The organism is Amycolatopsis sp. NPDC031561, assembly GCF_055580625.1.
This window is the reverse complement of record NZ_JBVILA010000005.1, coordinates 1-25,559: the sequence shown is the minus strand read 5'-3', so window position 1 is coordinate 25,559 and position 25,559 is coordinate 1. Positions and strand designations below refer to the sequence as shown.

Genomic DNA, 25,559 nt, shown 5'->3' with positions numbered 1-25,559 from the left:
TAACTTCGGCCTCGTGAGTACTCCAGACGTTCCCTACGTGCTCGCGGTGGTCGGCGCCGGTCCGCGTGGGGTCGGCGTGCTGGAACGACTCGGGGCGAACGCCGCCGAACTGCTCGGCGGGCGGCGGCTGGTGGTGCACCTCGTCGATCCCTTTCCCGCCGGGGCCGGGCGGGTCTGGCGGTACGGGCAGTCGCCGCTGCTGCGGATGAACTCCATGCCCGAGGACGTCACGGTCTTCACCGACGACACCGTCAAGATCGACGGTCCGATCCGGCCGGGGCCGTCGCTGATCGAGTGGGCCCGGCAGGTCCGCGCGGGCACGCTCGACGCCGAGGTCGACGAAAGTCTGCGCGCCGAACTGGACGCGCTGCAGAGCGATCACTTCCCGACGCGACGGCTGCAAAGCGCGTATCTCGCCTGGTTCCACCGCAAAGTGCGCTCCGAACTCCCCGACGGGATCGAGGTCGTCGAGCACCGGACTCGCGCGGTGCGGCTCGAAGACGGCGAGCCGCAGTCGCTCTGGCTGGAAGACCGGGCGGATCCCCTGAAGGTGGACGCGGTCCTGTTCACCGTCGGACATCTGGACGCCGAGCCGAACGCCCGCGAGACCGAACTCGCGGAGTTCGCCGCCCGTCACGATCTCGCGTACTACCCGGCCGGATACACCGCCGACGTCGACTATTCGGCGATCGGACCCGGGGAAACCATGCTGGTGCGCGGATTCGGTCTCGCGTTCGTCGACCTGATGCTGCTGCTGACCGAAGGACGCGGCGGCCGTTTCGAAGAGCAGGCGTGCGGAGGGTTGAAGTATCACCCCAGCGGCGCCGAGCCTGTGCTGCACATCGGGTCGCGCCGCGGGGTGCCGTATCACGCGAAGATCGGTTACCGGCTGGGCGGAAAGCCGTTGCAGCTTCCCCGGTTCTTCGACGCCTACGCCATCGAGAAGCTCTGCGCCGTGCCCGGCCGGATCGACTTCCGCCGCGACGTCTGGCCGCTGATCTCGAAGGAGATCGCCTGGGCCTATTACAGCGAGTTGTTCACCGCCCATCCCGATCGGGTGCGCATGGAGTTTGCCGTCTTCGCCGACGCTTTCGCGGACGCGGCACCCGGTGACCTCGGCGCGCTGGTGGCGCGGGCGGTCCCGGCGCCGGACGACCGGCTCGACCTCGACCGGCTCGACCGGCCGATGGCGGGCTCGGAGTTCGGCACCGCCGAGGAATACGGCAAGGAACTGCGCGAGTACGTCGAGGCGGACTTGAGCCGCCGGGCCGACGCCGAGTACAGCGCGGATCTGGGCGCGTTCATGGCGCTGCTGTCCGTGATGGGCCAGCTTCCGGCGCTCGTGCAGACCGGGCGGCTCGACGCCGCTTCCCAACTGTCCGATTTGGACGGATGGTTCCTCGGTTTCTTCTCCTACTTCGCCAGCGGGCCGCCTCCGCGTCGGCTGGAAGAACTGCTCGCACTCCAGGAAGCCGGACTCGTCTCCTTCTTGGGCGCCGAAATGCGGGTGTCGGCCGACGAGGAACGGCGGGCGTTCGTCGCGTCCGGTGCGAGTTTCCCGGGAGAGACCGAGGCGCGGACGCTCGTCGAGGCGCGGTTGCCCGAGCCGAGTATCGAGCGCGCCTCGGATGTCCTTTTGCGACAGTTGCGCGACAGCGGCGCGCTCGGGGAGGAAGCGGTGCTCGACACGGTCACCGGTGACCGGCTGCTCGCCGGCCGGATCCACACCCGCGTCTCCGACGGCCGGATGCTCGACGGCGAGGGCCGTCCGCATCCGCGCCGGTTCGCGCTCGGCCCGCACACGTCCGCGCGGTCCGCGGGGGCGTTCACCCGGCCGCGGACCAACGCGCTTCCCTTCCGGCAGAACGACATCGTCGCTCGCGAGATCTTGAAGCTGACCTAGCCCTCCCATCCACGGGAGGGCAGTTCCTTCCGCACGATCGGGATGACGTCGGCGGCGAAGAGCTCCAGGACGTCCCGCGCCTCCTCGGACGTCAGGCCGTCGACGGAGACCGCCTGCACCTCGTGCCCGAACGACGCGTGGTAGTCGCCGATCTTGTCGATCACCTGTTCCGGGCTCCCGACCAGCGCCGAACCGTTGGTGATCTTGTCCTCCAGAGAGGTGAACTCCGACTTGTTGTGCTGGTACGCGGGCGTTCGCATCAGCGCCTCGAAGTACGGCCGGTAGCCGTCCAGGGCCGCCTGCGACGTCTTGGCGACGTACAGCCCGCCCGCGCCGGAACCGACGAGCGCGTCCGCCGGGTCGTGACCGTACTCGACCCACCGTCGCCGGTAGTGGTCGATCAGGTCGGCGTATTTCTTCTTGGGGTGGAAGCCGTTCGCGGTGAACAGCGGGTCACCGAACTTCGCCGCCAGTTCGGTCGACTCGGTGCTCGACGCGCTCCCGTGCCAGATCCGCGGCCGCGGCGAGAAGGGGCGGGGCTGCGTCGTGACGTCCGTCAGCGGCGCGCGGAACTCGCCCTCCCAGGTCACGCCCTCCTCCAGGAAGAGGCGGCGCAGCAGGGCGAACTTCTCCGCCTGGTACTCCCACTGCCGGTCCTCTTCCAGGCCGAACAGCGGGAAATGCCGGGGATCGTTGCCCTTCCCGATCATGAGTTCCAGCCGCCCGCCGGAGAGCTGGTCCAGCGTCGCGTAATCCTCGGCGACGCGGACCGGGTCCAGCACGCTGATCACGGTCAGCGTGGTCAGCAGCCGGACCCGTTCGGTGCGTTCGGCCACCGCGGCCAGGATCACCGGCGGCGCCGAGGAGAGGAACGGTTCGCCGTGCCGTTCGCCGACACCGTACGCGTCGAAGCCGAGTTCCTCGGCGAAAATCGCTTCGTCGACAACTCGACGCAGACGTTCGTACTGGGTCGGCGTCGCCCCGGTCACCGGGTCGGGGTGGTTCGCGACGAGGGAAAAGAGCCCGAACTTCATCGTGCCTCCAACGGTTTCCGGCCCGGGATCGCGGCCAGCAGCTCCCGGGTGTAGTCCGCGCTCGGCCGGTCGAGGACGTCCTGCGCCGGGCCTAGTTCGACGAGCTCGCCGCCGCGCAGTACGCCGACGGTGTCCGCGATCTGGCGGACCACCGCGAGGTCGTGCGAGATGAACAGGTAGGTCAGCCCGAGTTCGTCCTGCAGGTCGGCGAGCAGCCGCAGGATCTGCGCCTGCACCGAAACGTCCAGCGCCGAAACGGGTTCGTCGGCGACGATCAGCTCCGGGCGCAGGGCGAGCGCCCGCGCGATGGCCGCCCGTTGCCGTTGCCCGCCGGACAGTTCGGCGGGTTTGCGCTCGAGCACCGAGGACGGCAGCGCGACCTGGTCGATCAGTTCGGCTGCGCGGGCCCGGCGTTCCGCCTTCGTGCCGACACCGAAAGCCCGCAGGGGCTCGGAGACGACGTCTTCGATGCTGAACTTCGGGTTCAGCGAGGCGTACGGGTTCTGGTACACCAGCTGGAACCGGCGCCGAAGCCGCCGCAGTTCCTCGCCGCGCAGCGTGGTGATGTCCTGCCCGTCGAACTCGACCGCCCCGTCGGACGGGGTCTCCAGGCGGAGGATCATCCGTGCCGTCGTCGATTTGCCCGAGCCGGATTCGCCGACCAGCGCGAGCGTCCGCCCGCGGGCGATGTCGAACGAGACGCCGTCGACGGCTCGGATCGCCCCGAAGCTCTTGCCGAGGTCGCGGGCCGAAACCAGGACGTCGGACGACGGTGGTTTCGGTTCCCGCAGCGGCGTGTCGGAAAGGCTGGGCGCGGCGGCGAGCAGATCCCGGGTGTACTTCTGTGACGGGGCGGAAAGGATCTCGCCGGTCGTACCCTCCTCGACGACGCTTCCCTGGGACAGCACGACGATCCGCGACGCTCGGTCGGACGCGACACCGAGGTCGTGGGTGATCAGCAGGACGGCGGTGCCCGCTTCCGAGGCGAGTTCTTCGAGGTGGTCGAGGATCTGCCGCTGCACGGTGACGTCGAGCGCGCTGGTCGGTTCGTCGGCGATGATGAGCTTCGGCCGCCCGGCCAGCGCGGAGGCGATCAGCGCGCGCTGACGGAGTCCGCCGGACAACTCGTGCGGATACTGCCGCGCGCGTGCTTCGGGGTCGCTGATCCCGGCCTTGCGCAACAGCTTCACCGCCTCCGCACCCGCGGTCCGCTTGTCTGCCAAGCCGTGGATCAGCAGCACCTCGGCGACCTGGTCGCCGATCCGGTGCACGGGATTGAGCGAGACCGTCGGATCCTGGGGGACCAGGGCGATCTCGCGACCGCGCACGGAACGCCACGCGCGGTCGGAGAGTTTCGTCAGGTCACGGCCGTCGAAAGTGATCTCGCCGCGCTCGATCCGCCCGCCACGCGGCAGCAGCCCGATCGCCGCGTGCGCCGTCGTGCTCTTGCCGGATCCCGACTCGCCGACGACCGCGACAATCTGTCCCTTGTGGACGGAAAGGTTCACCCCGTTCACAGCGGATATGTTCTTGTAGGAAACCGCGAGATCCCGGATGGTCAGCAGTTCGCTCACCGCTCGTCTCCTTCGATCGCTCGGGACAGCCGGTTCGCGGACAGCACCACGGCCGCGACGGTGAGTCCGGGGAAGGTCGTCATCCACCAGGCGGTGGCGAGGAAGCCGCGGCCGCCGGCCACGAGCGAGCCCCACTCCGGGGTCGGCGGGGTGGCGCCGTAGCCGAGGAAGCTCAGCGCGGACACCTCCAATACGGCCGTGCCGAAGGTGAGCGTCGCCAGGGCGAGCACCGGGCCGAGCGCGTTGGGCAGCACATGCCGTCCGAGCACCCCGGTCCACCGCACGCCTCCGGCACGAGCGGCCTCGACGAACACGCCGCTGCGGACACGCAGTACTTCGGCACGCATCAGCCGGGCGAACTGCGCGAGATTCGCGACGCCCACCGCGATCGCGATGTTGGTCGTCCCGAAGCCGAGCGCGGTGACCAACGCGAGCGAAAGCAGGATGGACGGGATCGCCAGCAGCACGTCGACACAGCGCATGATCGCCGAATCGAGCGCACCGCCCCGGAAACCGGCGAGCAGGCCGAGCGCGGAACCTGCCACGAGCGCGACGAGGACGGCGATCACGGTCGCCTGCAGGGAAAGCGCGGCGCCGTGCACCACCCGCGCGAAGATGTCCCGCCCGGTTTCGTCGGTGCCGAAGAGATGCGCGAGCGAAGGGCCCTGCATCTTCTCGGCGGGGACACCGGCGAGCGGATCCTGCCCGGTGAACAGGTCCGGGACGAGCGCGGAGAGCAGCGCGAACGCGAGGATCGCGATCGCGACCACCAGCCCCGGCCGCTGCCGGGTTCGGGTGAGAACGTCAGGCATCGGCCGTCTCCCGGTGTCGGATTCGCGGGTCCAGCAGCGGATAGACGAGGTCGACGGCGAGGTTGATGACGACGAACACCAGCGCCGCCAGCACGATCACCGCCTGGACCACCGGGATGTCCTGCGCGGTGACCGCCGACGACGTCACGCGCCCGATGCCGTCACGGGAGAACACCGTCTCGGTGATCACCGACCCCGCGATCAGGTTTCCCGCGACCACCCCGGCGATGGTCAGGGTGGGCACCGCCGCGTTGCGCAGAAGGTGTCCGAAATGGACTCTCAAGCGGCTCGCCCCTTTCGCCAGCGCGATTTCGGTGTAGGGCTCGGCGAGTTGCGTGCGGAGGCTCTTCGCCAGCACCTGTCCGATGATCGCGCCGGTCGGGATGGCGAGGGTGATCGCGGGCAGGATCAGCGACTCGAAGCCGTTCGATCCCAGCGCGGGCAGCAGCCTGAGCTGGAAGGAGAAGAACTGGATGAGCAGCAGCCCGACCCAGAACGGCGGCAGCGAGATCCCGAGCGGCGGAAGCGCGAGCAGGATGTTGCTCAGCCAGCGATGCCGGGTGTAGGTGCCGGCGATCGCGACTCCGCCGCCGAACAGGATCGCGAGCACCAAGGCGAATCCGGTGACCGCGAGCGTCGGCGGCAGCGCCGAGACGACCATGTTCGTGGCGTCGTCCCCGGTGGCGATCGAGCGGCCGAAATCGCCCTGCAGCGCGGCGACCAGCCGTTTCCCGTACTGCAGCGGCAGCGGGTCGTCGAGTCCGTACTCCGCCTTGGCGAAGGCGAGTTGCTCCGGTGTCACGGAGAGACCGGCCTCGCCCCCGCCGAGCTTCGCGCTGACCGCGTCGCCCGGCAGGAGGTAGAGGATCACGAAGGACACGGTGAACGCGGCCCACAGGACGAAGACCGCCTGGAGGATCCGCCGGAGCAGATACCGCGTCACGAGCCGGACACCCAGGCGTCGAACAACTGCAGCCGGGACGACGCTTCGAAGCCGACGCCGTGCGCGTTCGGCCCGTGCGCCAGCACCTGGGTCAGCTCGAACACCGGAGCCGAGTAGCCGTGCTCGATGATCGCGCGCTGTGCCTCTTCGGCGGCGGGCTTCCGCTTGGCGGGGTCCACAGTGGACGACTGCGCGTCGAGCGGCGCGTCGACCGGATTGCCCGCGGGGAGCTTGCTGCGGTTGTTCGCCTTGGTGGAGAACAGGTTGCGCAGGATGTCCGGATCCGCGCGGGTGGTGTTGTACCAGAGGTACTCGTAGTTGCCGCTCTGCGTGACCTGCACGGTCTCGGCGGTGGTGCGCTGTTCGATCTGGAGGTCGAAGCCGATCTTGCGCAACTGCTGCTGCACGAGTTCGAGCACGCTCTTGTTCTGGTTGAACACCAGGGAGAAGAGCACCTTCGCGGTCAATCGTTGGCCGTTCTTCGTGCGGATCCCGTCCGGGCCGGGCACCCAGCCCGCGCTCTCCAGCAGCGACGTCGCCCCGGCCGGATCGTAGGCCAGCAGCGGGGAAAGGTCGGCGTAGAACGGGGTCGCCGAGCCGAGGATGCTGGTGGCCGGCTTGTAGTTCGGCGTCAGGACGGTGTTCGTGACCTCGGGCCGGTTGATGCCCTTGACCACCGCCTGGCGGACCTTCTCGTCGGTGAGCACGCCCTTGGTGACGTTGGCGTGCAGGTTGAACACGACACCGGGATTCGGGCGGGTGGGCTCGGTGAAGCCGTTCCCGGTGAACTGCGGTTCGTCGACCGGCTGGACGTCGGTGATGGCGTCGAGCTGCGCGGACGCGAGACTTCCGGTGCGGACGCCGGGTTCCGGCACGATCTTGTAGGCGATCTTGTCGAGGTACGCCTCGCCCTGGTGCTTGAACAGCGACGACCCCCAGCCGTAGCCCTTGCGTTTGGCGAGGACGATTTCCTGGTTCTGCTTCAGGCTTTCGAAGACGAACGGGCCCGAGCCGATCAGGCCGTCCCCTTGGCAGCGCTGGTCCGCGGTCTTCTTGTACGCGGCGGGCGCGAGGATGCCGAGCGACATCGTCGAGCTGGCCTGCAGGAATTGGGCGCTGGGAACGGAGAACTCGATCTTGATCGTCTTCGGGTCGACGACCGTCGTGCCCTTGTACACGGCGAGGTAGCCGGAGCCGAGCTGCGATTTCGGGCCGAGGGCCTTGACCGCGTCGAAGCTCGTCTTGACCGCGGCGGCGTCGACGGGGCTGCCGTCGGAGAACGTCGCGCCGTCGCGCAGCTGGAAGGTGAACGCGGTCGAATCCGCGTTGCTCTCCCACTTTTCGGCCAGCCAGGGCTTGATCTCACCGGTGGACGGATCCTGATCGGTCAGCGAATCGACCAGCTGACGGCCGACGTTGAGCGACGCGTTCGTGCCGACCTGCTGCGGGTCGATGCAGTCGGGGCTCGACGAGATCCCGAGGCGCAGCGTGCCCCCGGGTTTGGGCGGCCCGGCATCGGCCCCCGTCGAACCACCTGCGGACGAGCAGGCGGTGAGGACGAGGGCGGACAAGGCCAGCAGGGATGTGGCGGCGGTACGGGACACCGGGTGGCCTCCAGCGGGAACGGGGCGCGCTTTTTCTTGCGCCGACCCGATTCACGCTAATCACGCCACTTGAGGGCGGCCCACATGCTGAGCGCCACTCCCAGCCCGCGAAACGTCCCATGATCTCGCTTGACAGCCCCGAATGCGCGTGAAGGCCCCCTTCACGCGGCTCAGCCGAGGGAAGGGGGCCTTCATGCGGGAAACGGCTTCAGCAGCGGTTGAGCATGTCCGTCAGCGCGGTCTTCTCCGCCGACTTGATGGTGAGCTTGTACTTCGCCTTCACCGTGGTCCACATCTTCGCGTAGGTGCACCAGTAACCGGTGGACGGCGGCTTCCAGGCGTCCGGCGACTTGTCGCCCTTCTCCTGGTTGACGTTGTCGGTGACGGCGATCAGCTGCGGCGCGCTGAGGTCGTTCGCGAACGCCTGCCGCTGCGCGGTGGTCCACGACGACGCACCGGTGCGCCACGCGGCCGAAAGCGGCACGACGTGGTCGATGTCCACATCGGACGCCGCGGTCCAGGTGGCGTCGTCGTACGGGCTGAACCAGCTGCCGGAGACCGCGGCGCAACTGCCGTCCTGCTGCACGTTCGTGCCGTCCCGCTTCAGCACGACCTCGCGGGTGTTGCAGCTGTTGCCCTGGTCGGACCAATGCGGGAACTTGTCGCGGCTGTACCCGCTCGACGAACCGTCCGGCTGGACGGTCAGCGCGGCGAGCTGCGTTTTGGCGGTCGCGGTCGACGGAATACCCGGGGGTGTCGCTTCGGCGACGCCGACGACGCCTGCCGAGACGATCGCCGAGACGGCGAGGACGGTGAATGAGCGACGAACAGCAAGCGCAGTTGGCATATTGCTGCCTCCGTGTCAGGTGTGGGGACCAAGTCACCTTGCGACACGGATATGACCTGCGCAACACCATCGGGTGACACCCGGCTGGCCATTCGTGAACAGAGGGTGTCGCGAGCAGGCAGGACTCGGCGCACGCCGCCGAAAAAGATTCGGAAAGTCCAGCGGATGGTTCTGGGCCGAACGGGCTACACCAGCCCGCGGACCAGCCGGAGGTCCTCGGTGTGCCGGTACCAGGTCCACCGGCTCATCGCGCGCGGGTGGACGACGCCGTCACTGCTCGGCCGGGTCGGGATGCAGCCGAGCTGGAACGCCCGCGCGTACTGCGTCGAAGGCCGTTTGAACAGCGTCCCCTTGGTCACCCGGACCATCAGGCCCGGCCCGCTCGCGTCCGGTTCGACCTCGATCGAGCGCGCGGGCCCGCGCAGGACGGTGTGCTCGTCGCAGTAGGCCACCCCGCGCACCATCCCGACCACGCCGCGGCCGACGAGCACGCCGCCGGTGTCGTCGCGGATCAGCGGCACCGGGTCCACCTCGCCACGCAGCGCGAGCGCGAGGGCACGCAGCGGCTGGGTCGGCAGGCTCCAGACGCGGGCGACGTCGGAGTCCGGCGAGGACGGCACGAATCCGAGCGACACGCCGGTGAGCTGTTCTTTTCGCAACAGTCGAAGCGCGACCGCCGCGAGGTCGGCGTCGGTGCCCGCGACCACCAGGTGATCGTGTTCCCCCAGCAAGGGGTCGATATCCGCCTTGCCTGGACGGCTCGGGACGCGCACCATTTCGACGTCGTCGATCTCCGGGAGTGTGGGCTCGCCCTCTGGACAGACCACCACTATTCCGCGCACCCGAAGGCCCTCCGTTACGCTCATGCACCGGCATTTACCAGCGCCAAACCACAAGTCGCCGAACACCTGGAGTGTCACATGCCGGCCATCGTGCTGATCGGGGCCCAATGGGGGGACGAGGGCAAGGGCAAGGCCACCGACCTGCTCGGCGACCGCGTCCAGTGGATCGTGCGTTACCAAGGCGGTAACAACGCGGGCCACACCGTAGTCCTTCCCGACGGGCAGAACTTCGCACTGCACCTGATCCCGTCGGGGATCCTCACGCCGGGCGTCACCAACGTCATCGGCAACGGCGTCGTGATCGACCCGGGCGTGCTCCTCGACGAGCTCGCCGGGCTCGAGGAACGCGACGTCGACACCAGCAAGCTGCTGATCTCCGCCGACGCGCATTTGATCATGCCGTACCACGTGGAGATCGATAAGGTCACCGAGCGTTACCTCGGCAGCCGCAAGATCGGCACCACCGGCCGCGGCATCGGCCCCTGCTACCAGGACAAGATCGCCCGTGTCGGCGTCCGGGTGCAGGACCTGCTCGACGAGAAGATCTTCCGGCAGAAGGTCGAGTCGGCCCTGGAGTTCAAGAACCAGGTGCTGGTCAAGGTCTACAACCGCAAGGCGCTCGACGCCGACCAGGTCGCCGACGAGGTGCTGGCCGCTGGCGAGAAGTTCGCGCACCGCATCGCCGACACGCGCCTGCAGCTCAACCAGGCCCTCGAACGCGGCGAGATCGTGCTGCTCGAAGGCTCGCAGGGCACCCTGCTCGACGTCGACCACGGCACCTACCCGTTCGTGACGTCGTCGAACCCGACGTCCGGCGGCGCGAGCGCGGGTTCGGGCATCGGCCCGGGCAAGATCACCACCGTGCTGGGCATCCTCAAGGCCTACACGACCCGCGTCGGCTCCGGCCCGTTCCCGACCGAGCTGGACGACGAGTCCGGCGAGTACCTGCGCAAGCAGGGCGGCGAGTTCGGCGTCACCACCGGCCGCTCGCGGCGCACCGGCTGGTTCGACGCCGTCATCGCGCGCTACGCGGTGCGGGTCAACGGCATCACCGACTACTTCCTCACCAAGCTGGACGTGCTGTCCGGGCTGGAGAAGGTGCCGGTGTGCGTCGGCTACGAGGTCGACGGGTTCCGCACCTACGACATGCCGATGACGCAGACCGACGTGCACCACGCGCTGCCGATCTACGAAGAGCTGCCGGGCTGGTTCGAGGACATCTCGGGCTGCCGCACCTTCGAAGAGCTCCCGGCGAACGCGCGGGCGTACGTCGAGCGGCTCGAGGAGCTTTCGGGCGCGCGGATCTCGGCGATCGGCGTCGGCCCGGGCCGGGAGCAGACGATCGTGCGCCACGAGTTCGTCTGACAGGTCCTCTGAGTGCCCTCAAGCGCGCTATGAAAGGCCCGTTACTTGCAAATTTCGCAAGTAACGGGCCTTTCATAGCGTCTCGGGCGCCCCAAACCTCAGGCGAGCGAGGTCTTCACCGGAGTCTCGTTCCGGAACAGGTCCAGCACCGGGCAGTGCTCGTCCACCTGCCGCTTCAGGTCCTCGTAGGCTTCCGCCCCCGCAGGCCCGCTCAGCTCGACCGAGACGCGCACGTCCCCGAAGCCCGGCCGGGTCGACGAGAACCCGAAGAACCCGTGCAGGTCGATGTCGCCGTCCACGGTCACCTTCACGCCTTCGAGCGGCACGCCGAGCTTCGCCGCCCAGAACTGGTACGTGATCACCTGGCACGAGCCCAGCGCGGCGAGCGCGTATTCGACCGGGTTGGCCGCGGTGTCGCCCCCGCCGAGTGCCGCGGGCTCGTCGACGGTGAACGCGTGGTCGCGCACCCGCACGTCCACCTGCGTCGCGGTTCCGGGGTTCAGCGCGTTGGCGACGCTGAACGAGACGGCGGCGTTGCGCGGGTCGGCGTCGACGGCGGTCTTGGTTCCTTCGATGACATCGGTCAGCGACATCGGGTCTCTCCAGGATCGAGGTGTCGGACAGCGCCCAGGGTGCGGCAACGCGCGAAACCGCGCGCGTGATCTCAGCTGGTGAACGGCGAAATATCCTTTCGACACCGTGGTTAGCGTTGGACATGACCATCGGAGTGGCACTCCCGTCCGGGGACACCGCGAACGCCGTCAACATCGTCGACGAACTCGTCACGCAGACCCAGCAGGCCGCCGACGCCGGGCTGACGTCCGCCTGGTTCTCCCAGCAGATGGAGCACGACGCGATCACCGTCGCCGCCCTCGCGGGCCGCGCCGTACCGGGGATCACCGTCGGGACCGGCGTCGTCCCGATCTATCCGCGACATCCGCTGCTGATCACCGGCCTCGCGCAGACGGCGCAGGCCGCCACCGGCGGCCGGTTCGCGCTCGGCCTCGGAACCGGCGCGAAGAACTGGCTCGAACCTGCGTACGGCATCGAGTACCCGTCGCCGATCAAGCACCTGCGCGAGTACCTCACGATCCTCCGGCAAGTGCTCGAAGGCGCCGAAGTCGATTTCGAGGGTGAGACGGTCAGCGCGCACGCCAAAGGCTTCGCCGCTTCGCTCTCGGTCGCGGGCTCTTCGGACATCCCGCTGATCATCGCCGCGATGGGGCGGCAGGCGCTGCGCGTCACCGGTGAACTCGCCGACGGCACGATCCCGTTCCTCGCCGGGCCGAAGGCGCTCTCGGAGCTGATCGTCCCGGAGATCACCAAGGCCGCCGCGGGACGTCCGGCGCCGCGGGTCATCGCGATGGTGCCCGTGGTCGTGACCGATGACCCCGACGCCATCCGCGCCATCGTCGACAGGCAGTACGCGTTCTTCCGCGACATCCCGTCCTATCGCGCGGTCTTCGACGTCCAGGGCGTGGATTCCGCCGGTGAGCTGGTGATCGCCGGGGACGAGGAGACGGTCGCGGCCGAGATCCGCCGGTACTTCGACGCCGGGGCGACCGAGGTCGTCGCGACCCAGAGCGGCATTCGGAACTCCGAGGAGCGGCTTCGTACTTGGCGCGTTCTCGGGGACCTCGTGAAGCGCTAGCCCGCAGTGTCAGGAAAGGGGCTTTCAGGACATTTTTCGTCCTGAAAGCCCCTTTCCTGACGTCCAGGGGTCCAGTGGCCTTGCTCACAGCGTTCGTATTGTGCATACTCGTGCGCATAGCGAACACAGCTGGAGGTCCCCATGTCCCCTGCCGCGGCCCGTTCGTGGGTGGTACCGCTCGCCTGGACGGCGGTACTGCTCGACGGATTCGACCTGGTCGTCCTGGGTACGGTGCTGCCCGCACTGCTCCGTGACCACGTCTGGGGGCTGACGCCGGGTACGGCGTCGGTGATCTCGACGTTCGGCCTGATCGGCATGATGATCGGCGCGATGGCGATCGGCACGATCACCGACGTCATCGGCCGCCGGAAGGCGCTGATCATCGCGGTCGCCGCCTTCTCGGTGTGCACCGCGCTGTGCGCGATCGCGCCCTCGGCGTTCGTCTTCGGCCTGTTCCGCTTCCTCGCCGGGCTGGGCCTCGGCGGCTGTCTCCCGACGGCGATCGCGCTGGTCACCGAGTACGCCCGCAAGGGAAAGGGTGGCAGCGCGACCACCACGGTGATGACCGGCTACCACGTCGGCGCGGTGCTCACGGCGCTGCTCGGGATCTGGCTGATCCAGCCGCTCGGCTGGCGCGCGATGTTCGTCGCCGGCGCGCTGCCCGCGCTCGTGCTGGTACCGCTGATGATCAAGTATCTGCCCGAGTCGGAGTCCTTCGAACGGGCGAGGGAGACGCAGGAGAAGTCGGCGACGCAGGTCGTCGGCGGACTGTTCCGCGGCGGGCTGCTGCGGGCCACCATCGCGTTCTGGGTGACGTCGTTCATGGGACTGCTGCTGGTCTACGGGCTCAACACCTGGTTGCCGGAGATCATGCGCCAGGCCGGTTATCCGCTGGGCGCGGCGCTCGGGCTGCTGCTCACGCTGAACCTCGGCGGTGTCGTCGGCCTGCTCGTCGCGGGCCGGGTGGCGGACAAGGTCGGCGTGCGGCCGGCGGTGATCTTCTGGTTCCTCGGCGCGGCGGTGTTCTTGGCCCTCCTGAGCGTGAAGCTGCCCGCCGTCGGCCTGTACGTGGCCGTGTTCCTCACCGGTGGGTTCGTGTTCAGCGCGCAGGTGCTCGTGTACGCGTACATCGGGAAGACGTACCCGGATTGGCAACGCGCCACCGGGATCGGCTGGGCCGCGGGTGTCGGCCGCATCGGCGCGATCAGCGGCCCGATCCTCGGCGGCGCGCTGTTGACCGCCGGGATCGCGTACCCGTGGGGTTTCTACGCTTTCGCCGCTGTCGGTGCGCTGGGCGCGGCCGCGGTGACCGGAGTCCGCGCCGGCCGCGCCCAGGAGACCGCTACCCCAGTTCCTTGAGTTCCTTCTCCACGGCGGCGAGCTCCGCCTCCGAACCCTGCACCTTCGGGCCGGTGAACCACTTGCGGGCCGAGGCGAACCACCACACGGCCGCACCACCGAGGACGACGAGGAAGGCGATCGGCGTGTAGTTGAAACTGTCGATGGTGATCGGTGATCCCTGCGGGAGCATGAAGAGCACGAAGATGAAGCAGACCCAGACGGTCGCGACGATGCCGACCGGTTTGCCCCAGCGGCCGAGGTTCCACGGTCCGGGTTCGAAGTCGTCGCCCTTGCGCACCCGCAGGAACACCGGGATCACGTAGGCCACGTAAAGGCCGACGACCGCGATCGAGGTCACCGCCGCGTAGGCGGTCGCGCTCCACAGGTACGGCAGGGCGAGCAGGAGCGCGCCACCCGCGGCCAGCCACACCGCGTTGGTCGGTGTCTGGGTGCGTTTGTTGATGCGGTGCCAGAACTTCGACCCCGGGATCGCACCGTCGCGGGCGAAGGCGTAGATCATCCGCGAGTTCGCGGTCACCGACGCCATCCCGCAGAACAACTGCGCGCCGATGCAGATCAGCAAGAGGAACTTGCCGGTCGTCGCGCCGGTCGCGTCGATGAAGATCTGCGCGGGCGGCACCCCGGTCTCGGAACCGGCGGCGCCCTCGTAGTCCTGGATGGCGAAGGTGAGGCCGATGAGCAGGATCCAGCCCGCGACCAGGGAGACGAGGATCGAGTTGACGATCCCGCGAGGCCCGGCCTTCGCCGCGTTCTTGGTCTCTTCGGTCATGTGGGCCGAGGCGTCGTACCCGGTGAGTGTGTACTGCGCGAGCAGCAGGCCCAGTAAGAAGACGTAGACCGGTGACGCCCAGCCCGTGTTGTTCACGAACTCGCCGAAGACGAACGACGCGTCCTGGTGCTTCTCGGGCACGATGACCAGCACCCCGACGATGACCAGCACGCCCGCGAGATGCCACCACACGCTGACGGTGTTCAGCAGCGCCACGATCTTGACGCCGAAGGTGTTCAGCAGGCCGTGGATCACCAGGATGATCGCTAGCAGCAGGATCGTGTTGCCGGGTGTCGCCTCGAAGCCGAACTGCAGGTCGAGGAAGGCGTTGAGGAACAGCGCCGCGCCGAAGTCGATGCCCGCGGTGACCGCGATCTGCCCGATGAGGTTGAACCAGCCGGTGAACCACGCCCACGCCGCGCCGTTGCGCGGGGCGAGCTTCGCGGCCCAGTAGTAGAGCCCGCCCGCGGTCGGATAGCTGGAGCAGACCTCGGCCATGCCCAGCCCGACCAGGATGACGAACAGCCCGACCAGCGGCCAGCCCCAGATCATCGCGGCGGGACCACCGGTCTTCATGCCGAACCCGTAGAGGGTCAGGCAGCCGGAGAGGATCGAGATGATCGTGAACGAGACGGCGAAGTTGGAGAAGGTCGACATCGTGCGCCGGAGTTCCTGCGCGTAGCCGAGTTGGTGGAGCCGGGCACTGTCTTCGTCGGCGGGTTCGGCGGCACGGGCGTCTGAGACATCCATCGGGCACCCACTTAAAAGGTATGCGGACAGACCATTGAGATCCGCCGAAATTAGGCCCGCCGACCTGCGCATGTCAAGGTCCCGTCAAGAAACCCGCCCCAGATGCCATGAAAGTCCCCTTCATTGCAAAATTTGCAATGAAGGGGACTTTCATGGCACTTCAGGTGAGGCTCAGCGCCCCCGGAACGCCTTCACGGCCTCCAGCGCCGTGTCCGGGTGGTCGGCGAAGTACCCGTCGACACCCGCCTTGAGGAACGCCTCCTGCTCGGCGAACGCGTCGCCGTACTCGGCGAGGTTCGCCGACGAGCGCAGGTTCTGCGGGAGGAAGTTGTTCTCGTTGCGGAACGTGTACGGCCCGACCTTCAGCCCGGCCTGGTGCGCGTCGGCGACGAGTTTGGTCGGCGCGCCCAGCGCCCCGTTCACCACCGGGATGACCTGCGCCTTCTCCGGACCCAGGTAGTCCGCGTACTTCGAGATCTCCTTCAGGCCCGCCGGGGTGACGAGGTCGGCGTACGTCCGCGGGTCGCCCTTCGCGACGAAGTCGGCCGGGGCACCGGTCGCCGAGGTCAGCTGCAACAGCGGCACCCGGACCTGACGCGAAAGCGCGATCAGGTTCGACACCTCGAACGACTGGATGATCACCGGCGCCTTCGGGTGGTTGAGCCCGTTGCGCTTGAGCAGCTCGACCAGCTTCGGCTCGGTCGGGTTCTTGATCGAGGAGAAGTACGTCGAGTGCTTGATCTCCGGGTAGGTCCCCAGCTCACGGCGCAGTTCGCGGCCCAGCCGGCGCGTCAGGTCGAGCACCTCCTGGTAGGTGGCGATCCGGTACCGGCCGTCGTAGATCTTGTTGTTCGGCCGCAGCTGCGGGATCCGCTCGGTCGCGCGCAGCGTCTTCAGCTCGGCGAGGGTGAAGTCCTCGGTGAACCAGCCGGTGAACGACGCGCCGTCGATGACCTTCGTCGTCTTCCGGTTCGCGAACTCGGGGTGCTTCGCGACATCGGTGGTCCCGCCGATCTCGTTCTCGTGCCGGGCGACCAGCTGGCCGTCCTTGGTGGGCACGAGGTCGACGTCGACCCAGTCGACGCCCTGGCGGTAGGCGAGCTCATACGAGGCGAGCGTGTGCTCCGGGCGGTAGCCCGGCGCGCCGCGGTGTCCGACGATCACCGGCCCATCGTGACCCCTGGCCTGTGCTGACACATCTTGGGCACCCGGCTCGGCGGCGCCGGCCAGCCCTGTGACGCTGAGTACGGCGAGACCGGACAGGGCGAGCACGCCCAGGCGCTTTCGCATGGTGGGTAACCTCTTTCGCTTGAACTCGGGGTACCGCGCCACCCTTGACGCAGGAGGCGTCCGGACGGCGAAGACGGACCGGCGGAGCGCTGACCGCCGGGTGAACGCCGGATGGAACCACCCGCTCGAGGACGGCGACGTGTTCGGGGCTCACCGGCACGGTTACCCTGTGCGTCGTGCGCGTACTGGTAATCGGGTCCGGCGCCCGTGAGCATGCACTTGTCCTCGCGGTCGCGGAAGACCCTTCCGTCACCGCACTGGCCTGTGCCCCGGGCAACGCCGGCACCTCTTCGGTGGCCGAGCAGCTCGGTGTCGACGCGGCCGATCCCGAATCGGTCTCCGCCCTGGCCAAGCAGTGGCAGGCGGACCTGGTGGTGGTCGGTCCCGAGGTCCCGCTGGTGGCGGGTGTCGCCGACGCGGTCCGGAAGGCGGGCATCGCCTGCTTCGGCCCATCCGCGTCCGCGGCCAGGATCGAGGGCTCGAAGGCGTTCGCGAAGGACGTCATGGCCGTCGCGAAGGTGCCGACAGCGCACTGTGAGGTCGTCGACAACCCGGCCCGCCTCGACGCCGCGCTCAGCCGCTTCGGCCCCACCTGGGTGGTCAAGGACGACGGCCTCGCCGCGGGCAAGGGCGTCGTGGTCACCACGGACGTCGACGTCGCGCGCAAGCACGCCCTCATGCTGCTCGACGGCGGTCACCCCGTACTCCTGGAGTCCTTTTTGGACGGCCCGGAGGCCTCTCTCTTCTGCTTCGTCGACGGCCGCACGGTCGTCCCGATGCTGCCCGCGCAGGACTTCAAGCGCGTCGGCGACGGCGACGCCGGTCCGAACACCGGCGGCATGGGTGCGTACGCGCCGCTGCCGTGGGCGCCGAAGGACCTGGTCGACGACGTCGTCGAGCGGATCGTCCAGCCCGTGGTCGACGAACTCGACAACCGCGGCGCCACCTTCTCCGGCCTGCTCTACGCCGGTCTCGCGCTGACTTCCGAAGGCCCGCAGGTCATCGAGTTCAACTGCCGCTTCGGCGACCCGGAGACCCAGGTCGTCCTGGCGCTGCTGCGCAGCCCGCTCGGCCAGGTCCTCCACGCGACGGCGACCGGCAAGCTCGCCGACCTGCCGCCGCTGGACTGGGACTCGGGCGCGGCTGTCACCGTCGTGCTCGCCGCCGACGGCTACCCCGGCAAGCCCAGGACCGGTGACGTCATCACCGGTGGCGAGATCGAAGGCGTGCTCCACGCCGGGACCCGCCGCCGCGACGACGGCGCCGTGGTCTCCTCCGGTGGCCGCGTGCTGTCGGTCGTCGGCACCGGCAAGAACCTGAAGGCCGCCCGCAAGGACGCCTACGCGACTGTCGAGAAGGTCCACCTGGCCGGCTCGCACCACCGCACCGACATCGCCCTGCTCGCCGCCAAGGGAGAGATCGCCACCCCGGTCTCCTGAATTCGGGCGGAACCGTCCCGGTCCTGGGTACGTCTAACCCGGTATTTCCTGTGAAGCTTAGGCGCGCGATACATAGGCGTTGGTAGCCTCGACGGGACGGACGGTCACCGTGCGTATCAAGGGGTGGGGAATGGCAGCATCGGGCAAGATCCAGGACCTCACGTCGGCGGTCCCGACACCGCCGTCGGTGGCCGACATCAGAGTGGATCCGTCGAAGCTGCTCGAAGTGGCGAAGATCGTCGAGGAGCAGGTCGACGCGCTGCAGGACAAGCTTCTGACCCGGCTGGACCAGCTGCGCATCGACACCCCGGCCAACGACACCGTGAGCGTGCACTCGACCAGTGTCTGGAACGAGCTGGTGGCCGACGGCGACCAGTCGTACGCCGCGCAGGTCAAGGCCTACGTGGCCGGTCTGCGGGGACTGGTCAACCAGCTCCGCACGGCGGCCAAGGAGTACAAGACCAGTGATGCGGACAAGGCCGCCGCGTTCGGGGACCGTGGTGTACACCGGGCGTAGGCCTCGCGTGCTGGTCTCCGGTGGGGTGCTCACCCTCGTGCTGGCCGGATGCGCCACGGACACGGGTGGGCAGGCTTTCCCCAAGGAACCGGCGCTGGCGTCGGCGACGCAGGGCGCCAAGGCGTCCGCGCTGCCCGCCAGGCCAGCCGAACTGAGCTTGCAGGGTGTCGATCCGTGCGCCCTGGTCACCACGCCGCAGCTCGACCAGCTCAAGATCAACAGCAAGCCGCGCGCGGCCGCGGAACCGATCGACGGCCCGACCTGTGTCTTCGACGCGGACGCGGCGGAGCCCTTCCACACCTATTACGTCCGCACGGTCACCGCGGACGTCGAAGAGTGGTTCACGGGCAAGCGCCGCAAGAACAGCATGACGACGGAACCGAAGGCGGTCGGCGGATTTCCCGCCGTCACGAGCTACCGCGACGCCGGGAAACCGGGCGATTGCGAAACGCTCGTCGGTGTCGCCCGGGGACAGACGCTGGCGGTGCGGGCCGTCACCGTCACCGCCGGCGCGTTCACCATGCCGCAGCTGTGCGAGATGTCCGCGCAGGCGGCCGATCTGGCTTTGCAGACCTTGAAAGCACGCAACTAGGGAGGGCGCCGTGAACGTTTCCGACCTCGCGGGCAAGCTCCGCGATCTCCGGTTCGACGGCTACACCGACACCGGGATCGCGACCGAGATCGAGCGCTTCCGCAGCGGCGACGGCACCGGCAGCATCGGCATCGCCGTCGACGCGCTGAAGTCCGTCGCGTCGGCGCTCGCCGACACCGACAAGACGCTGCGCGACGAGCTGGGCAAGCTCGGCGTGGAATGGCAGAGCGAGGCGGGTGGCGCCGCCGGTCAGGTGTTCACCGAGCAGGCGGGCTTCTCCCAGGACGCGAACTCGAAGGTCTCGCACTCCGCGGAGATGATCTTCGCCCAGGGTGAGGCCTTCAACCGGACGCTGCACAAGCTTCCCGACCCGGAAGTGGTCAGGAAGGGCGCGGGCGGCTTGACCCTCGGCGACGTCGTGCTGAGCCTCATCGGGTTCGAGACCGACCACGCCAAGAGCGTCAGCGCCGCGAACAACGCGCGGGCGCAGGCGCAGGAGGCGTTGAACGACTACGCCAAGACGAGCGGCGAGAACCTGCTGACGACCGACACGCTGGCCGATCCGCAGACGATGAACCTGACCCAGAACACGACCGCCGCCGGAACGGGCGGCGGTTCGGGCACGCTCGACCTCGCGGGCACGGCCACGGATCTGACCCCGGACGGCAGCGTGCGGCCCGCGTCGGCCGCCGTCGAGTCGAAGTACGTGCCGCCGGTCGTGCAGCCCGTCAGTAACCCGAAGTCGCCGTCCTACGACGCGCCGACCCCGGCCTACGGTGTCGCCGTCGGCAGCCCTCCTGCCCGGAAGACCGGCTCCTCGGTGTCTCATGGCGGCGCCACGGCCCCCGCGGCCGCCGCCCCGACAACGCCGTCCGGCACTTCGAGGCCCGCGCCCGCACCCGGTAGCGGCTGGGTGACGCCGAACCGGCCTTCCCCGCAGCCCGAACCGGGCAGGCCGTCGTACCCGATCACCGGCTCGCCCGCCTCGCCGCCGTTCATCCCGCCGGGTGCGCCGAACCTGCCTCCCGGCTCCACGAACGTCCCGCCGGGCCAGTCCACCGGAAGCCTGCCGCCGAGCAACAGCACGACGTCCGCGCTGCCGCCGGGCAAGTCGTTCGGCACCGGCCCCGGTGTCGACGGCGTTCTCGGCAAGGGCCCCGGCTCCAGCTCCGGTCCCGGCGTCTTCGGTGTCGGCGGTGGCCAGGGTGGCGGAGACCAGGCACTCGGCAAGGGCCGTTCGGTCGGCGCCGGACCGCAGGCGCCACTGGCCGCAGGCAACGAGTCCGGCCGCGGCTTCCCCGCCGTCCCGAAGATCACCGGCCCGGCCGCGGGCGACCTGGGCGCCGGTGCGGCCGCGCTCGGCGCCGGTGTCGCGGGTGGTGCGCTGAGCGGCGACAAGGAACGTGATCGCCGCTCCCGTCAGGAAGGCGGCGGCGTCGTGAAGCCGACCCGTCAGCTACCGATCGGCGAGCTTCCCGAAGAGGAGGCCATGCGGCGCTCGGAGAAGATCGGCGCGAAGCAGCCGAAGGCCGAGTCGAAGTTCATGGAGCGCGCGGCCACTCAGGACGTCGAAGAGGACGCCGAGCACATCAGGCGTTACGGCGTCGACGACAAGGACCTGTTCACCGACGAGCGCATGGTGTCGCCCGACGTGATCGGTGACCACGGCAACCGGGAAGCGCGCTGAACCTGTGCCGAACGACAACGGCAGCCTGGTGCTGTCCGCACTCGAGTTCGAAATGCTCTGGGAAGCCGAACGGCTGCCCCGCCGCCATGTCGCACTCGACGTGCCGAGCCCCGGAACGACCCATACGGAGCGGGCGGCACTGATCGAAGAGGCTTGGGAATCCCTGCGCGAGCGAGGCCTCGCGCGGGGGCACCAGGCGTCGGGCGAGCTGGTCGACATGCTGAACCTGTTCGCGCACCCCCGGTTCGCGATCGACGTCTGGGTGTGGACGGATCGCGAGATCAAGGGGCAGGCGGTCAGCGTCGGCAACCAGGCCTTGCTCGGCGTGATCGACTCCGGCCAGGTGTGGCTGATCCCCGCCCGTGAAAGCTCCCTCGCCGAGGCCGCCGTCTCGGTCGCGGGCGATCTGGGCCCGGGCGTCGGCCAGTCGATCAGCATCCCGCACGACGTCCTCCGCGACGCCGATGCCGCCGCCCGCGGCGACGCGAAAGCGATGGTCACCGCCCTGGAAGACCTCGACGTCCCCCTGTGGCAGGCCCAGGAGGTGGCGGGCATGCTGCTCGGCCAGGAGGCACGCGGCCAGTTCGGCATCGAACGCGCGGGCCGGGACGGCCGCCCTCGCCGCGCGGGCAGCGTGGTCGCCTTCTACGACACGGACGCCGGGCGGTACCTGTTCCAGGTCGCGCGGAACCGGGACGGACGGGATTGGGCGACCATCACCCCGGCGGACAACCACCTGCTGGCGACGAGGATCCGGGAAGTCGCCGATTTCTGAGTCAGGGCTTGGGCAGCTTGGCGATCACGAGCTCGGCGAACTCCTCGGCTGTGCGGCACATCGGGCCAGGGTCGGCGACCTCATCTTGAGGTACGACGCGTACTTCGAGTTCCTCGGTGGTGAATTCGTCGATCTTGCGGTGGGTCCAGGTGATCGTGCAGTCGTCCATCACACCGGGGCCGTTGCGAGAGCCTTCGTAGGCGGGCTTTCCCGCGATCTCGATTCGCTTCTGGCCGGTCGCGCCGTGAGCTTCTCCCTCGCCTTTTTGCAGTTTGAGATAGAAACTGTTCTTCTTGCCCACCCAGTCGCATTCTTGGAAATTCAGTATTAAATTCTCGAGAGGCTCCCGTGCGATCGACGTGACGTCGGCGCCGGGTATTGTTCTGCACAAGTCGATGGCCAGAGCGGAATCGGGTGGTGTCGGGCGGAGCGGGGCGGATCCGGAGCGAATCTGGTCGAGAACCACCCTAAGGGCTTCGAGTGGGGTCTCGCAGCTGTCCCCGGTGTCTCGGGAAGCCGAGGTCGCGATCCCGAATCGTGGCATCGATTCGTTCACGGCGATCAGCCTGCAGGTCTTGCCGTCGAGATGCTTGACGACATCGGTTCCGAGTAGCTTCACTCGTTCACCCTTGTAGTCGGTCAGCCTTGTCGCTAGTCCTATGTCGATCCTGCTGCTCTCGGACTTGTCTGCAGTTTCGCCGATCGAATGAGCGCAGTGGTAGAACCTGAGTCCGCTTTCTGGTTCTTTTACCGGCCCACTGTTGGGTAGTGAGTTGTTCTTCAGCAGTTTGCAGGTGTCTATGCGACCAATGTGCTCGGGGCTGAACGGTGTCGGGGCCGGCGGATGTGCGGCCGACTCCGGAGACGATTGAGCTTTCGCTGCCCCATCATCACGGCTGACCGCGATGAAACCAGTTGTCGCAGCGATTGCGACGACCGCCGTCACCGCTCCGGCGATCAGCAACGGCGTCCGGCGTTTCCGTGGCCGTGGCACGTCGGCGGGAAGGGACAACGCTGTGCTGACGTCTGCTTTCTGGCGAGCGATCGAGGCATGCACCGCCGCAGGCCAGGGCGTCGCGCTGGGAGTGATCGGCCCCAAGAAGTCCAGGATCTGTGAGGGCGTCGGTCGTGCAGCCGGATTCTTGGCCAGGCAAGGATCGGCGAGCCGTCGCACGTCCGGATGCACCATCCGCAGGTCAGGGTGGCTGTGCACGACGTTGTAGAGCGTCTGCGGGGTGGAAGCGCCGGCGAACGGGCTTCGTCCGGTCGCGGCCATGACCAGCAAGGCGCCGAGAGAGAAGACGTCACTCGCCGGGGTGATCGGGTGCCCGTTCGCCTGCTCGGGTGACATGAACCCGGGCGAGCCGATGATCGACCCGGTATGCGTGATGTCCGTTTCACCCTCCGCGGCGCGGGCGATGCCGAAGTCGATGACCCGCGGACCGTCGTCGGTGAGGATGACGTTGCTCGGCTTCAGGTCGCGATGGATCAAGCCCGCCCGGTGGATCTCCATGAGCGCGGACGCGAGACCGACGGCCAGAAAACGCAGAGACGCGGGTGGTAGCGGTCCGGCGGCGTCGACAGCCTCCTTCAGCGAAGGACCGGCGACGAACACCGAAGCCAGCCAGGGCGTCGCGGCATCGGCGTCGGCGTCCATCACAGCTGCGGTGTAGGCGCCCGAGACCATTCGCGACGTCTGGACCTCTCGCCGGAATCGCGAACGGAAGCCCTCGTCGTGGGCGAATCCCGGATGGACCTGCTTCAAGGCGACAAGACGACCGTCTTGCGACACCCCCAGCAAGACCCGGCCCATGCCGCCTTCGCCGAGCGAAGCGACCAGGCGATAGCGCCCGACTTGCCGGGGTTCACCCGGATTCAACGGTTTCACGAAGTCTGCCCTCCCCGGACGCATGCTACAAAGCGTGTCCGGGAGGTCGCAGGTTTATCGGCGGGTGGAAGTCGGCGTGGAAACGCACACGGCCCGCTGTCGAGGTCTTACAGTATGCGCGGGAACCGTCCTGATCTCCGAAGCGTCAGATCGGGCGGACACAAGTTTCCGTGTTGCGCTGAAGGGGATGACGAACCGTGCCTGTGTACGACCCGGAGTCGATGGGGATCGCCGCCGGTCAGGTGGAGAAGCTCAAGGACGAGTTCGAGAAGTCCAAGAAGCAGGTCACCGGCGTCGACGACGAGAAGGAAAGCCCGTTCGGCACGATGGGCGGTTCGGGTGACGTCCACGGCGCTGTGGGCTCCTTCAAGGACGGCGTGCACAACGAGTTCGATTCCGCGGGGAAGCTGATGGAGGCGACCGCCTTCGTGCTGCGCAAGGCCGCCGGGCTGATCCAGGAGACCGAAGCCGTGCACGTCGACAACCTCAAGCTGCACGAGCACGGCAAGCAGTGAGCACGCGAAAGACGGCCCTGGGGGGCCTGATTCCTAGGGGGCGTTATGGGCGATATTGATTTCCCGCCGAACTGGCCGCAGGTCGTCGAGAAGGCGAAGCAGGTCGAGGGCATCAAGCCGGAGGCCATTCAGAAGGCCGCGGACCAATTCCATGCCGCCGCGTCGCAGGCCGGTGACCACAGCGCCTCACTGAAATCGTCCACCGACGCGTTGAACGGTGGCGTCTGGAAAGGGCCCGCGGCCGACGCCTTTTTCGACTACGTGAAGCAGATCACCTCTGCCGGGGATCGCGTCAAAGGGCACCTGGACGAAATCAGCAAGGACCTGGGCGAACTCCAGGTCCAGCTGAGCGACATCAAGGGCAAGATCGAGGACGCCAACAAGACGGCGCACGACACGATCCAGAAGTGCATCAACACGGAGAACCCGAAGGTCGCGGCGGCTCGTCAGCAGGCCGCTGACGCCGCGAATCCGGACAAGAAGGTGCAGCCGCCGAACCCGAGCGCCGACCAGATCATCACGGCGGCCAACGCCGCCAACCTGAAGACGGCGAGCGGAGCCGTCGAATCCATCGGTGGACTGCTGACCCAGGCGGACGGACTGATCAAAAAGTCCCAAGAGCTGATGAAGAAGGACGTGGAGGGCGGCGGCTACTCCAAGGTCCCGATGCCCGGCAAGGACGGCTCCGTCCCCAAGCGCACCGGTGGTCTCCACACCGGAGGTGGCGGTGGAGGGGGCGGCGGCGGTGGTGGCGGTGGGGGTGGCGGCCTCGGGTCGAGTGGCGGTCCGCCGTCGACGACCCCGCCGGGCAACGTCCAGCAGTGGATCCAGGAAGCCATCAAGATCCTGCAGGCGGCCGGCATCCCGGTGACCGAAGCCGACATCAACAAGATCTGGACGATCATCGAGAAGGAGTCCGGCGGTAACCCCAACGCCATCAACAACTGGGACTCCAACGCGGCGAAGGGGACTCCGTCCAAGGGCCTGATGCAGTGCATCGACCCGACCTTCAACGCGCACAAGCTTCCGGGGCACGACGACATCTACAACCCGATCGACAACATCATCGCGGGCGTGCGGTACACGTTCTCGCGGTACGGCGGGTTCGAGGGGCACCCGGGTCTGAAGTCGATGGCCGGTGGCGGTGGATACCAGGGCTACTAAAGACTTCGTGAGTAGTAGGGACGGTTAGAGCCAAGGGTGTCTTAGGTACCTACTGGATTCTGCGTGCGGGTGTTCGCAAGTTCGTGCTGCCCAGGGGGCGTGTCGCGAAAGCCACTTTCGGGACACCAGACGTCGCGAAAGTGGCTTTCGCGACACACCTGCAGGGCTTCGTCACTATGTGATCCGAAGCCAGCCACGAGGCAGGACCGACTCACCGCACCGTGCCCCCCTACGCG

22 protein-coding genes are annotated in these 25,559 nt (G+C 68.2%); 11 read left to right on the top strand and 11 right to left on the bottom strand.

What is annotated here, in order from left to right:
- Window positions 1–13 precede the first annotated feature (13 nt).
- The gene (locus ACZ5IK_RS14095; protein WP_465488046.1) at window positions 14–1,903 is read left to right on the top strand and encodes an FAD/NAD(P)-binding protein; all 1,890 of its coding nucleotides are present in this window, start codon (window positions 14–16) and stop codon (window positions 1,901–1,903) included.
- Here ACZ5IK_RS14095 and ACZ5IK_RS14090 read toward each other — a convergent pair.
- From ACZ5IK_RS14090 to ACZ5IK_RS14060, 7 genes are all read right to left on the bottom strand, one after another.
- Entirely contained in the window at window positions 1,900–2,937 is a 1,038-nt protein-coding gene (locus ACZ5IK_RS14090) for an LLM class flavin-dependent oxidoreductase (protein ID WP_465488045.1), read from the bottom strand. The genes ACZ5IK_RS14095 and ACZ5IK_RS14090 overlap by 4 nt on opposite strands.
- A complete protein-coding gene (locus ACZ5IK_RS14085; RefSeq protein ID WP_465488044.1) occupies window positions 2,934–4,511 on the bottom strand; it encodes a dipeptide ABC transporter ATP-binding protein in 1,578 nt (525 codons plus the stop codon). The genes ACZ5IK_RS14090 and ACZ5IK_RS14085 overlap by 4 nt, the downstream gene beginning before the upstream one ends.
- Window positions 4,508–5,323 (bottom strand): ABC transporter permease, encoded by an 816-nt coding sequence (locus ACZ5IK_RS14080; RefSeq protein WP_465488043.1) that lies wholly within the window; start codon window positions 5,321–5,323, stop codon window positions 4,508–4,510. The genes ACZ5IK_RS14085 and ACZ5IK_RS14080 overlap by 4 nt, the downstream gene beginning before the upstream one ends.
- Window positions 5,316–6,266, bottom strand: coding sequence for an ABC transporter permease (locus ACZ5IK_RS14075; protein WP_465488042.1), 951 nt, complete (start codon window positions 6,264–6,266; stop codon window positions 5,316–5,318). The genes ACZ5IK_RS14080 and ACZ5IK_RS14075 overlap by 8 nt, the downstream gene beginning before the upstream one ends.
- Window positions 6,263–7,870, bottom strand: coding sequence for an ABC transporter substrate-binding protein (locus tag ACZ5IK_RS14070; RefSeq protein WP_465488041.1), 1,608 nt, complete (start codon window positions 7,868–7,870; stop codon window positions 6,263–6,265). Before ACZ5IK_RS14070 ends, ACZ5IK_RS14075 begins: the two co-directional genes overlap by 4 nt.
- A 208-nt stretch (window positions 7,871–8,078) precedes the next feature.
- Window positions 8,079–8,717, bottom strand: a complete 639-nt coding sequence (locus ACZ5IK_RS14065; RefSeq protein ID WP_465488040.1) for an HNH endonuclease family protein — start codon at window positions 8,715–8,717, stop codon at window positions 8,079–8,081.
- A 185-nt stretch (window positions 8,718–8,902) separates the two neighbouring features.
- Window positions 8,903–9,583, bottom strand: a complete 681-nt coding sequence (locus ACZ5IK_RS14060) for a hypothetical protein (protein WP_414943406.1) — start codon at window positions 9,581–9,583, stop codon at window positions 8,903–8,905.
- Window positions 9,584–9,637: 54 nt separating this feature from the next.
- On the opposite strand from ACZ5IK_RS14060, the gene ACZ5IK_RS14055 reads away from it, so the two are divergent.
- Window positions 9,638–10,924 (top strand): adenylosuccinate synthase, encoded by a 1,287-nt coding sequence (locus tag ACZ5IK_RS14055; protein ID WP_101611320.1) that lies wholly within the window; start codon window positions 9,638–9,640, stop codon window positions 10,922–10,924.
- A gap of 98 nt (window positions 10,925–11,022) precedes the next feature.
- Here ACZ5IK_RS14055 and ACZ5IK_RS14050 read toward each other — a convergent pair whose 3' ends face one another.
- Window positions 11,023–11,517 carry an OsmC family protein gene (locus tag ACZ5IK_RS14050; protein ID WP_101611319.1) on the bottom strand — a complete coding sequence of 165 codons (495 nt, stop codon included), beginning with the start codon at window positions 11,515–11,517 and terminating at the stop codon, window positions 11,023–11,025.
- A gap of 122 nt (window positions 11,518–11,639) precedes the next feature.
- Here ACZ5IK_RS14050 and ACZ5IK_RS14045 point away from each other — a divergent pair, with 122 nt between their 5' ends.
- On the top strand, window positions 11,640–12,575 hold the full coding sequence (locus tag ACZ5IK_RS14045; protein ID WP_465488039.1) for an LLM class F420-dependent oxidoreductase: 936 nt from the start codon (window positions 11,640–11,642) through the stop codon (window positions 12,573–12,575).
- A 141-nt stretch (window positions 12,576–12,716) separates the two neighbouring features.
- The gene (locus tag ACZ5IK_RS14040) at window positions 12,717–13,934 is read left to right on the top strand and encodes an MFS transporter (RefSeq protein WP_465488038.1); all 1,218 of its coding nucleotides are present in this window, start codon (window positions 12,717–12,719) and stop codon (window positions 13,932–13,934) included.
- On the opposite strand, the gene ACZ5IK_RS14035 is transcribed toward ACZ5IK_RS14040, so the two are convergent.
- Together ACZ5IK_RS14035 and ACZ5IK_RS14030 are read right to left on the bottom strand one after the other, a co-directional pair.
- The gene (locus tag ACZ5IK_RS14035) at window positions 13,918–15,456 is read right to left on the bottom strand and encodes an amino acid permease (RefSeq protein WP_465488037.1); all 1,539 of its coding nucleotides are present in this window, start codon (window positions 15,454–15,456) and stop codon (window positions 13,918–13,920) included. The two genes, ACZ5IK_RS14040 and ACZ5IK_RS14035, sit on opposite strands and share 17 nt — an antisense overlap.
- A gap of 171 nt (window positions 15,457–15,627) precedes the next feature.
- Window positions 15,628–16,746 (bottom strand): glycerophosphodiester phosphodiesterase, encoded by a 1,119-nt coding sequence (locus tag ACZ5IK_RS14030; RefSeq protein WP_410601343.1) that lies wholly within the window; start codon window positions 16,744–16,746, stop codon window positions 15,628–15,630.
- Between the two features lie 176 nt (window positions 16,747–16,922).
- On the opposite strand from ACZ5IK_RS14030, the gene purD reads away from it, so the two are divergent.
- From purD to ACZ5IK_RS14005, 5 genes are all read left to right on the top strand, one after another.
- Complete coding sequence (purD, locus tag ACZ5IK_RS14025; RefSeq protein ID WP_101611315.1) at window positions 16,923–18,185, top strand: phosphoribosylamine--glycine ligase; 1,263 nt, start codon at window positions 16,923–16,925, stop codon at window positions 18,183–18,185.
- A gap of 130 nt (window positions 18,186–18,315) precedes the next feature.
- Complete coding sequence (locus ACZ5IK_RS14020; protein WP_020632344.1) at window positions 18,316–18,702, top strand: type VII secretion target; 387 nt, start codon at window positions 18,316–18,318, stop codon at window positions 18,700–18,702.
- Window positions 18,653–19,294 carry a DUF3558 domain-containing protein gene (locus ACZ5IK_RS14015; RefSeq protein ID WP_465488036.1) on the top strand — a complete coding sequence of 214 codons (642 nt, stop codon included), beginning with the start codon at window positions 18,653–18,655 and terminating at the stop codon, window positions 19,292–19,294. The genes ACZ5IK_RS14020 and ACZ5IK_RS14015 overlap by 50 nt, the downstream gene beginning before the upstream one ends.
- A 10-nt stretch (window positions 19,295–19,304) precedes the next feature.
- Window positions 19,305–20,981: a hypothetical protein gene (locus tag ACZ5IK_RS14010; RefSeq protein ID WP_465488035.1), complete on the top strand. Its 1,677-nt coding sequence runs from the start codon at window positions 19,305–19,307 to the stop codon at window positions 20,979–20,981.
- Window positions 20,982–20,985: 4 nt separating this feature from the next.
- Window positions 20,986–21,756: an ESX secretion-associated protein EspG gene (locus ACZ5IK_RS14005; protein ID WP_465488034.1), complete on the top strand. Its 771-nt coding sequence runs from the start codon at window positions 20,986–20,988 to the stop codon at window positions 21,754–21,756.
- Window position 21,757: 1 nt separating this feature from the next.
- Here ACZ5IK_RS14005 and ACZ5IK_RS14000 read toward each other — a convergent pair whose 3' ends face one another.
- Window positions 21,758–23,644, bottom strand: coding sequence for a serine/threonine-protein kinase (locus tag ACZ5IK_RS14000; RefSeq protein ID WP_465488033.1), 1,887 nt, complete (start codon window positions 23,642–23,644; stop codon window positions 21,758–21,760).
- 197 nt (window positions 23,645–23,841) lie between these two features.
- Here ACZ5IK_RS14000 and ACZ5IK_RS13995 point away from each other — a divergent pair, with 197 nt between their 5' ends.
- Window positions 23,842–24,159: a hypothetical protein gene (locus tag ACZ5IK_RS13995; protein ID WP_076156274.1), complete on the top strand. Its 318-nt coding sequence runs from the start codon at window positions 23,842–23,844 to the stop codon at window positions 24,157–24,159.
- A gap of 45 nt (window positions 24,160–24,204) precedes the next feature.
- The gene (locus ACZ5IK_RS13990) at window positions 24,205–25,323 is read left to right on the top strand and encodes a transglycosylase SLT domain-containing protein (RefSeq protein ID WP_465488032.1); all 1,119 of its coding nucleotides are present in this window, start codon (window positions 24,205–24,207) and stop codon (window positions 25,321–25,323) included.
- Window positions 25,324–25,559 lie beyond the last annotated feature (236 nt).